The sequence below is a fragment of the Nonomuraea indica genome (assembly GCF_002850745.1).
GTDB lineage: Bacteria > Actinomycetota > Actinomycetes > Streptosporangiales > Streptosporangiaceae > Nonomuraea > Nonomuraea indica.
This window is the reverse complement of sequence record NZ_KZ559479.1, coordinates 144041-156907: the sequence shown is the minus strand read 5'-3', so window position 1 is coordinate 156907 and position 12867 is coordinate 144041. Positions and strand designations below refer to the sequence as shown.

At 73.0% G+C, this 12867-nt stretch carries 12 protein-coding genes; 3 read left to right on the top strand and 9 right to left on the bottom strand.

What is annotated here, in order from left to right:
- Positions 1-67: 67 nt before the first annotated feature.
- Entirely contained in the window at positions 68-676 is a 609-nt protein-coding gene (locus tag CXR44_RS29825) for a dihydrofolate reductase family protein (protein WP_101789458.1), read from the top strand.
- Positions 677-739: 63 nt separating this feature from the next.
- Here the strand turns inward: CXR44_RS29825 and CXR44_RS29820 are convergent, their stop codons facing one another.
- The 7 genes from CXR44_RS29820 to CXR44_RS29790 all read right to left on the bottom strand — a co-directional run bounded on the left by CXR44_RS29820 (position 740) and on the right by CXR44_RS29790 (position 7537).
- A complete protein-coding gene (locus CXR44_RS29820; RefSeq protein WP_101789515.1) occupies positions 740-1192 on the bottom strand; it encodes a hypothetical protein in 453 nt (150 codons plus the stop codon).
- Between the two features lie 118 nt (positions 1193-1310).
- A complete protein-coding gene (locus tag CXR44_RS29815) occupies positions 1311-2288 on the bottom strand; it encodes a M24 family metallopeptidase (protein WP_245899553.1) in 978 nt (325 codons plus the stop codon).
- Positions 2285-3190: an ABC transporter ATP-binding protein gene (locus CXR44_RS29810; RefSeq protein WP_101789457.1), complete on the bottom strand. Its 906-nt coding sequence runs from the start codon at positions 3188-3190 to the stop codon at positions 2285-2287. The genes CXR44_RS29815 and CXR44_RS29810 overlap by 4 nt, the downstream gene beginning before the upstream one ends.
- The gene (locus tag CXR44_RS29805; RefSeq protein WP_101789456.1) at positions 3187-3984 is read right to left on the bottom strand and encodes an ABC transporter ATP-binding protein; all 798 of its coding nucleotides are present in this window, start codon (positions 3982-3984) and stop codon (positions 3187-3189) included. The genes CXR44_RS29810 and CXR44_RS29805 overlap by 4 nt, the downstream gene beginning before the upstream one ends.
- Positions 3981-4856 (bottom strand): ABC transporter permease, encoded by an 876-nt coding sequence (locus tag CXR44_RS29800; protein ID WP_101789455.1) that lies wholly within the window; start codon positions 4854-4856, stop codon positions 3981-3983. The genes CXR44_RS29805 and CXR44_RS29800 overlap by 4 nt, the downstream gene beginning before the upstream one ends.
- Positions 4853-5950, bottom strand: a complete 1098-nt coding sequence (locus tag CXR44_RS29795; RefSeq protein ID WP_245899551.1) for an ABC transporter permease — start codon at positions 5948-5950, stop codon at positions 4853-4855. Before CXR44_RS29795 ends, CXR44_RS29800 begins: the two co-directional genes overlap by 4 nt.
- 12 nt (positions 5951-5962) lie before the next feature.
- Positions 5963-7537, bottom strand: a complete 1575-nt coding sequence (locus CXR44_RS29790) for an ABC transporter substrate-binding protein (protein ID WP_101789454.1) — start codon at positions 7535-7537, stop codon at positions 5963-5965.
- 108 nt (positions 7538-7645) lie between these two features.
- On the opposite strand from CXR44_RS29790, the gene CXR44_RS29785 reads away from it, so the two are divergent.
- Complete coding sequence (locus CXR44_RS29785; RefSeq protein ID WP_101789453.1) at positions 7646-8284, top strand: Lrp/AsnC family transcriptional regulator; 639 nt, start codon at positions 7646-7648, stop codon at positions 8282-8284.
- Positions 8285-8364: 80 nt separating this feature from the next.
- Here CXR44_RS29785 and CXR44_RS29780 read toward each other — a convergent pair whose 3' ends face one another.
- Complete coding sequence (locus CXR44_RS29780; RefSeq protein ID WP_245899549.1) at positions 8365-8703, bottom strand: avidin-fold protein; 339 nt, start codon at positions 8701-8703, stop codon at positions 8365-8367.
- A 209-nt stretch (positions 8704-8912) separates the two neighbouring features.
- Here CXR44_RS29780 and CXR44_RS29775 point away from each other — a divergent pair, with 209 nt between their 5' ends.
- Positions 8913-10163, top strand: a complete 1251-nt coding sequence (locus CXR44_RS29775; protein WP_180903768.1) for an HEXXH motif domain-containing protein — start codon at positions 8913-8915, stop codon at positions 10161-10163.
- 132 nt (positions 10164-10295) lie between these two features.
- Here CXR44_RS29775 and fxsT read toward each other — a convergent pair whose 3' ends face one another.
- The gene (gene fxsT / locus CXR44_RS29770; protein WP_101789451.1) at positions 10296-12800 is read right to left on the bottom strand and encodes an FxSxx-COOH system tetratricopeptide repeat protein; all 2505 of its coding nucleotides are present in this window, start codon (positions 12798-12800) and stop codon (positions 10296-10298) included.
- Positions 12801-12867: the final 67 nt, after the last annotated feature.

Genomic DNA, 12867 nt, shown 5'->3' with positions numbered 1-12867 from the left:
CGGCAGTCTGAAGGCACACGACGAAGCCGCCCGGTCCCGCGGCTCCCCGCACGAGAAGGAGTGACAGATGGCAAGCAAACTGGTCGTATCGACCTTCGTGTCCCTGGACGGCGTCATGCAGGCCCCCGGTGGGCCCGGCGAGGACGACGCGAACGGCTTCCCGCACGGCGGCTGGCTGGCCCCGCACGTGGACGAGAAGTTCGGCGAGATCATGGGTGACCAGCTGGAACGGGCGACGGGCATGTTGCTGGGCCGCCGGTCCTACGACATCCTCGCGGCGCACTGGCCCGGCGTGCCCGACGAGGAGGGCGGCGCCAAGATCAACAGCATGCCCAAGTACGTCACCACGCGGACGCCGATGACCCCCGAGTGGCGCAACACCCACGTCCTGGTGGGCGAGGCCGCGCGGACGGTGGCCGACCTCAAGCGCGACACCGACGGCGAGATCCTCGTCCAGGGCAGCAGCGACCTGCTGCGGACGCTGCAGGAGGCCGAGCTGGTCGACGAGTACCGCCTGCTCGTCTTCCCCGTCGTCCTCGGCCAGGGCAAGAGGCTGTTCGCCGAGGGCACCGCCCCGGCCGGGCTGCGGTTCACCGGGTCCACCGCGACCGGCGCCGGTGTCCTCTACGTCACCTACGAGTGGGCGGGCAAGCCCTCCTACGGCTCCGTCGCCTGATGACCGCGCGGGCGGCCGGCGGCTCGCCGCGGACCGAGGCCCGGACGGGCGGCCGCCGGCGCGTCAGCGCGGGAGACCTCTGGTGGCCGTCGCGTACGACCGGGTCATCGCCGCGAGCAGCCAGATGACGACGATCCCGAGAACTCCGTGGTACCACTGCCATCCCACCCCGATCCCGACGAACCCGTCGAGGATCATGATCCCGGCGCCGCCGACGCCCGCCAGCAGCATGACCGTGAGGACCGCCAGCATCAGCGTTCTCGGCACCCGGCGCCCCGGCGCCGTGACGGTGGCCAGGGCGACGCACGCGGCCAGCACCCCGGTCGCCGCCGCGAGCCACTGCCCCAGGGCGGGGTCGAGGAAGTAGTCCGCCGTCTCGGCGGCCGACACGGGCGGCCCGCCCGGGAACCCGAGCCTGGCCTGCGAGGCGAAGACGGCCTTCCCGGCGGCGTAGCCGAGGAACAGCACCGCCACGGCGTACGCCGGCCAGCGTCGCGGGCGATCGGAGGCAACCATGACCGCCACCGTAGGCGCCCCGCCCGCGGCGTCCTTCCCGCGAGCGGGGGATCCGCCTCCCCCACGGGAGGGACCCCCACCGGCGGCCGATCGTCTCCGGGCCCGCCAGGCGGTCCCGTCAGCGGTCCAGGACGTGCAGCGGGGGCGGGCCCCCGGTCAGCACCTCCGGGCCCGCGTCGGTGCAGGCGACCACGTCGGCCACCCGCGCGCCGAACAGGTCGGGCACGTAGATGGCCGGCTCCACGCAGAGCGTCATCCCGGCGCCCAGCACCGTGTCCTCCCCCGGCCGCAACCGCGGCCCCTCGTCGTGACCGAGGCCCACGCCCCTTCCGGCGCCGGTGGCGGCGAACCGGCCGTAACCGCTGCCGTCGATCACGCCGCGCACCGCCGCCGCCACGCCCGCGGCCGAGGCCCCCTCCCGCATCGAGCTCAGGGCAGCGGCGTGCGCGGCCAGCACCACCGAGTACATGGCCTCGAAGTCCTCCGGCGGCTCGGCGACGGCGAACACCCGCGCCACCTCCGCGCAGTAGCCGTCCCACCGGCCGCAGACCGACACCAGCAGCGCGTCACCGGGATTGATCACGCGCTCGCCCGGCCGGTGCGCGGGCCGGGCGGTGTGCTCGCCCGCGGCCACCCGCAGCGACAGCACCGCCTCGCAGCCGGACTCCAGCAGCAGCACGCGCAGCCTGGCCGCCATCGCCCGCTCGGTCACGCCGAACCAGGAGAACTCCCGCACCTGCCCGAGCACCGCCTCGGCCGCCGCGGCGGCCCGCCCGACCGCCTCGACCTCCTCCGGCTCCTTGCGCAGCCGCAACGGCGCCAGCACGGCCGCGGCGGGCACCAGCTCCGCCTCGATCGACAGCCCGAACAGCTCGCGGACGCGCATCTCCGGGTCCACGCCCACGCGCCGGGCCCGCGCCGGGACGACCCGCGCCGGGACGGCCGTCCCGGTCAGGGTGTCGGCCGTGACGACGAGGAAGGCGTCGCCCGTGCCGCCGAGGAAGCGGAAATCCGGCGACGGGCGCAGCACCAGCGCGTCGATGTCGGAGGCGGCCATGGCCGCCCGGACGGCCGCCAGCCTGCTGTCGAGGGTCACGCCGGCTCGTGCAGCCAGCAGGCGACGGGCCCGGGGGCGGGCTCCTTCTCCCGGCAGACGTCCATGGCGAGCGGGCAGCGCGGATGGAAGCGGCAGCCGGCCGGCGGGTTCGCCGGGTCCGGCACGTCGCCGGGCAGCTCGGCCGGCAGCACCCCCATCCCGTCGGGCCGGGGGATCGCCTGGAGCAGCGCCCGCGTGTACGGGTGGCGCGGGTCGGCCCACACCTCGGCCGTGTTCCCCACCTCGACGATCCGGCCGAGGTACATGACGGCGATCCGGTCGGCGATCAGCCGCACCACCGACAGGTCGTGGCTGATGAACAGCAGGCCCGCGCCCGAGTCCACCGCCAGGTCCCGCATCAGGGTGGCGACCTGCGCCTGGGCGGAGGCGTCCAGCGCCGAGATCGGCTCGTCACCGATCAGCATCCGCGGCCGGGCCGCCAGCGCCCGCGCGATGGCGATCCGCTGCCGCTGCCCGCCGGAGAACTCGTGCGGGTGCCGCGCCGCGAACTCCCGCGGCAGGCCCACCCGTTCCAGCAGGTCAGCGGGCGTCGTGGCGCGGTCGCCCGCGGTGCGCAGCCCGTCGGCGATCTGGTCGCCGACGCGGCGGCGCGGGTTCAGCGACGCGTACGGGTCCTGGAACACCATCTGGACGGCGGTGAGCGTCCGGCGGCGCAACCCGAGCGGGGTGACCGGCCGCCCCTCGAAGGTGATGGAGCCGCCGGTGACCGGGTTCAGCCCGCAGACGGCGCGGGCCAGCGTGGACTTGCCGCACCCCGACTCGCCGACCAGGCCGACGACCTCGCCCGGGCTGACGGTGAGGCTCGCCCCCGCCACGGCCCTGACGACCGGGCGGCCCGGGGACCGGTGCTCGACGACCAGGTCCTCGATCTGCAGCGTCATGCCTTCCCTCCCGGCTCCGCGGGGCCGCCTGGCTCCCCGGGCAGTGCGTCCAGCAGCGAGCGGGTGTAGGCGTGCGCGGGCTCGCGCAGCACCTGGCCCCGCGGGCCGGTCTCCACGACCAGGCCGTCTTTCATGACGCTCACCTCGTCGGCGATGGCCGACATGACGCCCAGGTCGTGCGTGACGAGCAGGACGGCCAGGCCCAGCTCGTCGCACAGGCCGCGCAGCAGCCGCAGCACGCCCGCCTGCACGGTCACGTCCAACGCCGTCGTCGGCTCGTCGGCGATGAGCACCCGGGGCGAGCAGGCCAGCGCGATGGCGATCGCGATGCGCTGCCGCATCCCGCCGGAGAACTGGTGCGGGAAGCGTCCGTACGCCTCCTCCGCCCCGGGGATGCGCACCTTGCCGAGCAGTTCGACGGCGCGGGCCCGCGCCTCGGCCCTGCCCAGCCCGAGGTGGTGGCGCATGTGCTCGGTGAGCTGCCTGCCGACCGACAGCATCGGGTGCAGGCTGGTCGCCGGGTCCTGGAAGACCATGGCCACCTGGCCGCCGCGCACCTTGTTGAGCTCCCGGGGCGGCAGCGTGAGCAGGTCGCGCCCGCCGAGGTCGATCCGGCCGGTGGCCCGCGCGCCGTGCGGCAGCAGGCCGAGCACGGCCAGCCCGGTCATCGTCTTGCCCGATCCGCTCTCGCCGGCCAGGCCGTGCACCCGGCCCTTCTCCAGGTGCAGGTCCACGCCGCGCAGGATGTCCCGGCCGCCGAGCGACACCTTCAGGCCGGTGATCTCGAGTGTCACAGCGCACGCTCCTTGATGGCCCGGGCCGTCCGGGGGTCCAGGGCGTCGCGCAGGGTGTCGCCGAGGAAGTTGAACGCCAGCACCACGGTGAGGATCGCCAGGCCCGGGAAGGTCGCCACCCACCAGCTGTCGAACACCTCGACGCCGCCTGCCACCATCGCGCCCCACTCGGGGGACGGCGGCTTGGCGCCCAGGCCGAGGAACGACAGGCCCGACAGCAGCAGCAGCGCCGTGCCGATGTCCAGCGTCGCCAGCACCAGCACCGGGCCGGTCACGTTCGGCAGCACGTCCACGCGCAGGGACCGCCAGGCCGAGAAGCCCAGCAGCCGCCCGCTCAGCACGAACTCCCGCTCCCGCACCCCGAGCACCAGCCCCCGGGTGACGCGGGCGTAGGCGGGCCAGGCCACCACCAGCACGGCCAGCACCGCGTTGGTGAGGCTGGCGCCGAGCGCCGCCGCGACCACCATGGCCAGGATCACCGTGGGGAAGGCGAACACGAGGTCGGCCACCCGCATGATGGTCTCGTCGGCCCACCGGCCGAAGTAGCCGGCGCAGGCGCCCAGCAGGCCGCCGAGCAGCACCGACAGCGCCACCAGCAGCATCGTCAGCGGGATCGTGACCCGCGCGCCGTGGATGACCCTGCTCAGGATGTCGCGGCCGAGCTGGTCGGTGCCGAACCAGTGCCCGGGACCCGGCGCGGCCAGGCGCGGCAGCTCCTGGGCGAGCGGGTCGTACGGGGCCAGCACCGGCGCCGCCAGGGCGATGACGAGCCAGGCGAGCGCGACCGCGCCGCCGGCGAGGGCCAACGGCCTCCGCCAGGCTTCGGGCAGCCGCCGCGTCAGCCCCTTGCGGCTCAGGGGGTCCCGTTTCACTGCAGCCTCACTCGGGGATCGATGACGCCGTACAGCACGTCCACGATCAGGTTGATGACCAGGTACACGACGCCCACGACGAGGCCGACGCCCATGACGGCGGGCAGGTCGAGGGTGGTGGCGCTCTTGTAGGCGTACTGGCCGATGCCCGGCCAGGCGAAGATCGCCTCGACCAGCACGGTGCCGGACAGCAGGCTGCCGAAGGCCAGGCCGGCCACGGTGATGATCGGCACCAGCGCGGAGCGCAGCACGTAGCGGAACAGGATCACCCGGCCCGGCAGCCCCTTGGCGCGGGCCGCGCGGACGTAGTCCTGCCCGAGCACCTCCAGCACCGCCGACCGGGTGAACCTGGTCAGCAGGCCGATGGTGTAGAGGGCGAGCACCAGCGTGGGCGTGATGAGATGGCCGGCGGCGGAGGCGAAGATGTCCCACCGGCCGGCCAGCAGCGCGTCGATCGTCTGCAGCCCGGTCACCGGCGGCGCGCCGCCGAGGGCCGGGTCCACCCGGCCGCTGCCCGGGGTGATCTGCAGCCGGTAGAAGAAGACGTAGAACGCCACCAGCGCCAGCCAGAAGGTCGGCACCGAGATGCCGACGAGGCTCAGCACCCGCAGCAGGTGGTCGGACAGCCGGTCGCGGCGCAGCGCCGCCAGCACCCCGAACCCGACGCCCAGCACCAGGGACACGAGGATGGCCGCGCCGGCCAGTTCCAGGGTCGCGGGCACGAACTCGGCCAGATCCTGGGCGACCGGCCGGTGGCTCTGCTGGCTGGTGCCGAAGTCGCCCTGCAGCAGGCCCTGCAGGTGCAGCGCGTACTGCTCCCACAGCGGCTTGTCCAGGCCGTGCTCGGCCCGCCACTGGGCGACGATGGCCGGGTCGCCGAGGGCCCGCTGGCCGAGGTTGGCGGCCACCGGGTCGCCCGGCACCAGGTTCGTCAGCACGAACGTCACCAGCGTGATGCCCCACGCGAGCAGGACGGCGGTGAGGAGCCGGCGGACGAGGAACCGGGCGAGCGGGTGCGCGCCCCGCCGCCGGGCGCGGGCCTGCTCCGGCCCGCGTCCCGGCAGGGGGGTCTTGCCCGAGGCGGTGTTGGACACGGTGCGCGGGCCCTACTTGGCGCCGAGGTCGGCGACGTCCACGGTCCACACCGGGTGGTACTCGAGGCCCGTCACCGAGGCGGCCGTGACGATGTTCTGGCTGGGCTGGATGAGCGGGATGAACGGGCCGGAGGCGTTGAGCTTGGCCTGCATGTCGGCGTAGGCCTGCTTGCGCAGGTCGTCGCCCACGGCCGCCGCCGCCTTCTCGCCCGACTCCTCGACCGTCTTGTCCGAGCCGGCCTTCCACCCGGCCCGCTCGCCGACCGTCTTGCCCGGCAGGAAGACCAGGTAGTCACTCGGGTCCGGGTAGTCCGGGCCCCAGTACCACAGGCCCATCTCCTCCTTGCCGTTGCGGTAGTTGTCCAGTGCCGTGGTGACCGGCGCGGGGTTCAGGTCCACCGTGATGCCCACCTCCTTGAGGTTGGCCTGGATGCGCTCGGCCAGCGGCTGGAAGGACAGGCCGTTGACCGTCAGCTCGCTCGGGTACTCCAGCTTGACCGTCGGGTTCGACAGGCCGCTGGCGGCCAGGGCGGCCTTGGCGCCCTCCAGGTCGCGCTTGGCCGCCTGGTCCGCGCCGAGCGCGCCGAGGATCTGCGACGGGATGACGCCCGGCGCCTGCGTGGCGCCCTCGCCGGCCAGCTCCAGCAGGCCCGCGTAGTCGACGCCCTTGCGCACCGCCTCGACGAACTTGGCGTTCGGCGTGGTCTTGCTGATCTCCTGGTTCTGGTTGGCGAACAGGAAGATGACGTTGGCCGACGCGGTCTTCTTGACCTGGAGGTTCGCCGGCATGCCGGTCACCTGGTCGCCGGAGAGGTTGAGCGCCACCTGGCTGTCGCCGCGCTGGACGTTCAGCTTCTGCGTGGCCGCCTCGACGTTGCGGATGACGACCTTGTCGTAGGCGGGCTTGGTGCCGTAGTACTTCGGGTTCGCCTTGAGCACGACCTGGCTGCTGACGTTGAACGACTCGATCGTGTACGGGCCGGAGCCGGCGGACGCCGAGTTCAGGTACTGCTCGGCCTTGTCCTGCGGGTCGGCGGTGGCGCCGTTCTGCTTGGCGACCTTGCTGTTGAGGATGCCGAGGGCGGGGTTCGGCAGGATGTACGGCAGGGCCGGGTTGGCCTGCTTCGAGGTCAGGGTGACGGTCGAGTCGTCGGTCTTGGCCACCTCCACGCCGTCCAGCAGGAACGACGGGGTACCCTTCATGTCGCGCACCCGGGTCAGGGAGAACACCACGTCATCGGCGGTGACCGGAGAGCCGTCGGCGAACGTGGCGCCCTGCTTGAGCTTGAGGGTGACGACCTTGCCGTCCTCCGACAGCTCGTACGACTCCGCCAGCGCCGGCACGGGCTTGGTGACGTCGCCGCCGTCGAAGGTGAGCAGCGTCTCGTAGGTGGCCTTGCCGACGATCAGGCCGGTCGGCTCGTACGTCCGGCCGGGGTCGGCCGTCTTGAGGTCGAAGGACGTGTCGATGACGAGCGTCTTCGCGCCGCTCTGGGCGGCTGGGGCCTGGGCGCCGCCGCTTCCGCAGGCGGCGAGGGCGAGAGCACCGGCGAGCAGCACTGCCGCCGTCTGGGAGCGGGTCGCCATGGTTGTCCTCCAGATGGACGATTAGCCGAAAGATGTCGAGGATTGTCCGGCAGAACGTCCAGGCGCTGTGTAGTTACTGAGACGTATATATCGAGCGAAGGGGTAACGATGAGTGATATTTCCAGCCATGGGGGCAGTGGTGGTGGTCCGTCTGGACGGATCGGCATCGGCCTCGACCTGGACGCCACCCATCTGAAGATCCTCGAGGTCCTGCGGGACAACGGCAGGATCTCGGTCTCCTCGCTCGCCGAACGGGTGGGCATCTCCCGGGCCAACGCCTACACCCGGTTCGAGGCGCTGCGCGCCGACGGCGTGATCAAGCGTTTCACCGCCGAGATCGACCACGTCCGGACCGGTCTCGGCATCACCGCGCTGATCTTCGTGACCGTGCGGCAGCAGATGTGGCGGCAGTTCCGGGCCGAGCTGGCCCGGATGCCGGAGGTCGAGTACTGCGCGATCACCACCGGCCAGCACGACGCGATGATCCAGGTGCGGATGGCGGACGTGGCCGAGGTGCACACCATGGTGACCGACCGGCTGGCCAACATCCCCGCCGTGAAGGCGACGGAGACGGTGTTCATCCTGGACGAGGTGCTCAAGCGGCCGTACGTGCTGCCCAGCGACCGCGACAAGACCCGCCCTGCGCGCCGGCCCGTCCAGGAGGAGCAGCGCGGGGATGTGCCGCTCGGCAAGATGCGTTTCGTCGGGGCGGCCGAGGGCCGCGCCGCCCTGCGCAAGGACGACTGAACGTCCGGGCGGCCGCCTCCGGAGCGGCGGCCGAGGCAGGGCGACGGGCAGCGGGACGGCGGGAAAGGGTGTCGGGCGAGTCAGGCGACCTCGGTGCACACGCTCACGTGGCGGGTGTCGTCGCCGTCGAACTGGAACTCCTCCACCAGGCGCAGCCGCCCGTCCGGCTCGGTCTCGATCCGGCTGCTGCTCTGCCCCACCGCGCGGCCCCCGCTCTTCAGCGCGTGCACGTACGTGATCGAGATCGAGTCGCCGTCCCTGGTGCCGACGAACTGGCCTACCGTGACGGTGTCGCCGGTGTAGCTGCCCCACACCACCCCGTCGGACTCCCAGTACCTGAACTCGGTGGGCGCCTCCGGGTCCACCTCGCTCGCCGTCGAGCTCACCATCACGAATCTGCGGTCGTTCAGAACGTTCACACTCCCCATGATTCTGCGCCTTCTCTGACACGAAGCCTGCGGCTGGACGAATGGCACAGTCAGCGCCGCCCGCCCGGCGATCCGTCCAGCGGAAGCCCTCTCCCTCTCACGGCGGCGGACCTTCGGTCCGGCGTCCGGGCCCCACGAGTGATCGCGGGCGGGCGGGGCATAATCGTCCATGGCTTGTTCGATCAAGCGAGGGCGTGCCGGTGAATCGTCTGGTGATTCCGCACCACATGTTCGAGGCCCTGGCGAGCGGACGGGGTGGTTCCGCGGCGGGCCGCTTCCTGGCCGCCGCCGCCCGTGACCGCCACCTGGTGCTCCTGCGGGCCGTGGCCGACGGCGCGGGGTCCGGTGCGGTCCGTGACGCCTTCGACGCGCTGGCCCGCATGCACGACGCCGCGCCGGAGCGGGTCGACCCGCTGCTGCGCTATCCGGCCGTGGGGGCGTGGGCGCTGTCCGCCCTGCGCGGCCTTCGGACCGGCGGCGGGCACCCGGCCCAGATGGGCGCCCTGGCCGCCGCCGCGGCGTTACGGGCGGGCCTGCGCTTCGAGGTCTCGCTGTCCGGGCGCGGGGGCGGCGTCATGCTGCCCTCGCTCGGCCGCGCCTCGGTCGGCCCCGGAGACTGCCTGGTCCGGGTCGTCCCGCCCGCGGCCTCCTTCGTCACTCCGGCGTCACGGGCCGAGGCCGGCGGGGCGGGCTGGCAGGGGCTGCGCACGATCATCGCCGAGCACCCGCACGGCGACCTGCGCATCACGCTCGACGACCTCGACCCGCACCGGTTCCCCGCCATCGGCCATCTGGCGCCGCGGCTGTCCGAGGCCGAGGTCGCACGGTGGCGGGAGCTCTTCCAGGAGGCGTGGCGGATCCTGCGCGACCACCACCCGGCCACGGCCGCCGAGATCAGTTCGATGATCTCGGTGGTCGTCCCCCTGTCGGGCACGGTGTGGGCGGCCAGCGGCACCTCGCGCACCACGTTCGGCTGCGTGGCGCTCGCCCGGCCGCGCGGCGCCACCGCGCTGGCCGCGACGCTCGCGCACGAGGTGCAGCACGCCAAGCTGACCACGCTGCTCTATCTCGTCGACCTGGTCGCGGGAGATCCTCGGATCCGCTACTACGCGCCGTGGCGGCACGACCCACGGCCCATCACCGGGCTCCTGCACGGGACGTACGCGCACCTCGGCGTCGCGGAGTTCTGGCGGCGGCAGCGGCACGTGGACGGCGGCGACGACGCGCACGCCGAGTTCGCCCGGTGGCGCGAGGCCGCGGCCGGCACCGCGCAGGTGATCCACGACAGCTCCGCCCTCACCCCGACCGGCCGCAGGTTCCTCGACGGCATGACGCGCACGCTGCTCGCCCTCAGGGACGAACACGTCCCGCCGCGGGCCGTCGAGCTCGCCCGCCGGGCCGCCGACCGGCACCGGCGCGACTACGGCGCCGCCACCCGCCCTCCGGCGTAGCGGCACCGAGAGCGACCACGGTGTCAGGTCGGGGCGGTGGCGCTGTCAGGCGCGGCGGTGCTCAGGGCGGCAGCGGTGCTCAGGGCGGCAGCGGTGCCAGGTGGGCGGCGGTGCTCAGATGGGCGGCGGTGCTCAGATCGGCGGCGGGTCGAAGTCGAAGTCGAGCCGTTCGCCGTTCGTGATGGCGAGCACCGACGCGTGTCCGGCGCCGAGCCGCCGCTGCAGGCGGCCCAGCGCCTTGTCCCGCAGCTGCCGCGCCGCCTCCTCCTTGCCGAGCCGGGTCAGGTCCAGCGCCAGGTTGGCCACGCAGCCCAGCACCATCGGGTGGTCGGGGCCGAGCAGCTGCCGCAGGTGCTGGAGGGTCTCCTCCCCCGCCGACACCGCCTCGTCCCACCTGCCGAGCGCCGACAGGTCCGCGATGAGGCCGAGCATCGCCGTGAGCGTGTAGTGGTGGGCCGGCCCGAGCAGCTCGCTGAGCCGTCTCGCCGAGAGCTCGTGCAGCTCCCGCGCCCTCTCATGCTCCCCCAGCAGCCTCATCAGCAGGGCCAGGTTGCCGCGGCAGCCGTGGGTGTAGGGGTGGTCCGGGCCGTTGATCTTCCCGTAGGCCAGCGTGACCAGCTCCGCGACGGGCACCGCCGCCTCCACCCGCCTCGCCTCGCGGTAGGCGTTGATCAGCGCCATCTCGGCGGCGAGCTTGTCCGGATGCTGGTCGCCCATCAGGCGCCGGTAGCGCTGCACGAGGTCCTCGACGTAGGCCACGACCTCTTCGGAGCCGCCTTCGGCCTTGCGCATCGCGATGGCCAGGTCGCCGGCGGCCCGCAGCGTGGTCGGGTGGTCGGCGCCGAGGGTCGCCACCCCGACCGCGTAGACGTCCTCGCCGAGCTCACGCGCCTCGGCGTAGTCGCCGCGCAGCCTGATGACCCGGACCAGGTTGTTCATGACGATCTGGGCCGTGGGGTGGTTGGGGGTACCGTACAGGTCGCGCAGCGCGCTGTAGACGTGCTTGAGCAGGCCTTCGGCCTCCTCGTACCGGCTGGTGAGCGTGAGGTCGAGGGCCAGGCTGGTGCGCATGCGGAGGGTGCGCTCGTCCATCTCGCCGAAGGCGGCGCGGTGCCGCTCCACCGCCGCGGAGCTGAGCGCGAACGAGTCGGCGAACAGGCCCATCGCCCGCAGGTCCGTGCAGTGGTTGTTGGTCAGCCGCAGCGTCTCCTCGTCGTCGGGGCCCAGGTCTCGCTCGGCCTCGGCGAGGGCCTGCGAGCCCACCTCGAACGCCTCGCGGTAGCGGCCCACGAACCGCAGCGAGATGCTCAGGTGCCGCTTCATCGTGCACAGGTCGCGCGGGTTGGGGGTGGGGTCGGCCTGCCACGCCTCGACGCACTCGCGGGCCAGGGCCAGCGCTCCCGGCGCGTTGCCCGACTGGTAGAGGTAGCGGACCACGTCGTGCAGCAGCGGCCGGACCGCCGGGTCGGCGGACTGCGCGATCTCCGCGGGCCCCAGGTGCGGCATGAGCCGCGCGAACGCCGGCCAGGTGGCGGTGTCGTCCGGCTCGCTCGGCACCGCCTCCGCCAGGAGCCGCCGCACGTTGTGCCGGAACCTGTCGCGGTCGCTGTCGCTGACGTCCTCGCGCAACAGAGCCTGCACCAGGCGATGGACCAGGAGCGTCTGGTGCTCCCGGTCGATCTGCACGAGCGCGTAGCGGCCGAGCGCGCCGACGGCGCGGCTGAACCGGAGCGGGTCGTCGAGGATGTCCGACAGGGGCGGCTCCACCGTGCCCCGGCTGGTGCTGAGGACGTCGCGCGGGATCGGGTCGGCGCCGAAGAAGGCCAGCAGGTGCAGGAGCTCGACGGCGTCGGGCTGCTCCTCGCGCAGCGTGGCCACCGACAGCGCCCACGTCGCCGTCAGCGGCACGTCGTACTCCATCGGCCGGCCCTCGGCCAGCAGCTTGCCGGTCTGGTTGCGGAGCAGGGCCAGGTATTCGGTGACCGGCATGCCGGTCTCGGACTGCAGCGCGCCGGCCTGGTCGAGGGCGAGCGGCAGGTCGCCGAGCGCCTCGGCGAGCGCGTCGGCCTCGCTGCCGACGATGCCGGGCACCCGCCGGTCCAGGAACTGCCGGCTCTCGGCACGGGAGAAGACGTCGACGGTCAGGGTCTCCACGACGCCGTTCCAGGCGAAGTTGCGGGAGGTGATCAGGACGCCGCCCGGCCCGTCGGGCACGAACTCCATGATCGACTCGGGCGCGTGGGCGTTGTCGAAGATCAGCAGCCACCGCTCGTACGGCTCGCCCTTGCGCAGTGCCTCGATCACCGCTTCGGCGGCGTCGGCCACGCCGATCTCGTTGGCCTTGGGCAGGCTGAGATAGGGGGCGAGCCGGGCGATCGACGAGGCGATCAGCAGGGGCTGGTCCGACGGGACCCACCAGACCACGTCATAGTCCGATTTATACCGATGTGCGTACTCTGCTGCGATTTGCGTCTTGCCTACTCCGCCGAGTCCGTGGAGCGCGGTGGGCAGCACCGCCGTGACGCCACCACTGACCCCGCGGCGAAGCTGTTCGAGCAGCTCCTCACGTCCGGTGAAGTCCTTGTTGCGAGGCGGAACCCGCCCCCACACGTGAGGCCTGCGCCGCATCTCGGTCATGTCCGCTCCATAAAACTCAGCACACAGTCATCGTAGACATGAACGCCGCGGTTTTTGAGCAAGGAAG

Bases quoted from the DNA above. Each gene is read 5' to 3' on its own strand.
- CXR44_RS29825 (WP_101789458.1), top strand. From the start codon at position 68: ATGGCAAGCAAACTGGTCGTATCGACCTTCGTGTCCCTGGACGGCGTC.
- CXR44_RS29820 (WP_101789515.1), bottom strand. From the start codon at position 1,192: ATGGTTGCCTCCGATCGCCCGCGACGCTGGCCGGCGTACGCCGTGGCG.
- CXR44_RS29810 (WP_101789457.1), bottom strand. From the start codon at position 3,190: ATGACGCTGCAGATCGAGGACCTGGTCGTCGAGCACCGGTCCCCGGGC.
- CXR44_RS29790 (WP_101789454.1), bottom strand. From the start codon at position 7,537: ATGGCGACCCGCTCCCAGACGGCGGCAGTGCTGCTCGCCGGTGCTCTC.
- CXR44_RS29785 (WP_101789453.1), top strand. From the start codon at position 7,646: ATGAGTGATATTTCCAGCCATGGGGGCAGTGGTGGTGGTCCGTCTGGA.
- fxsT (WP_101789451.1), bottom strand. From the start codon at position 12,800: ATGACCGAGATGCGGCGCAGGCCTCACGTGTGGGGGCGGGTTCCGCCT.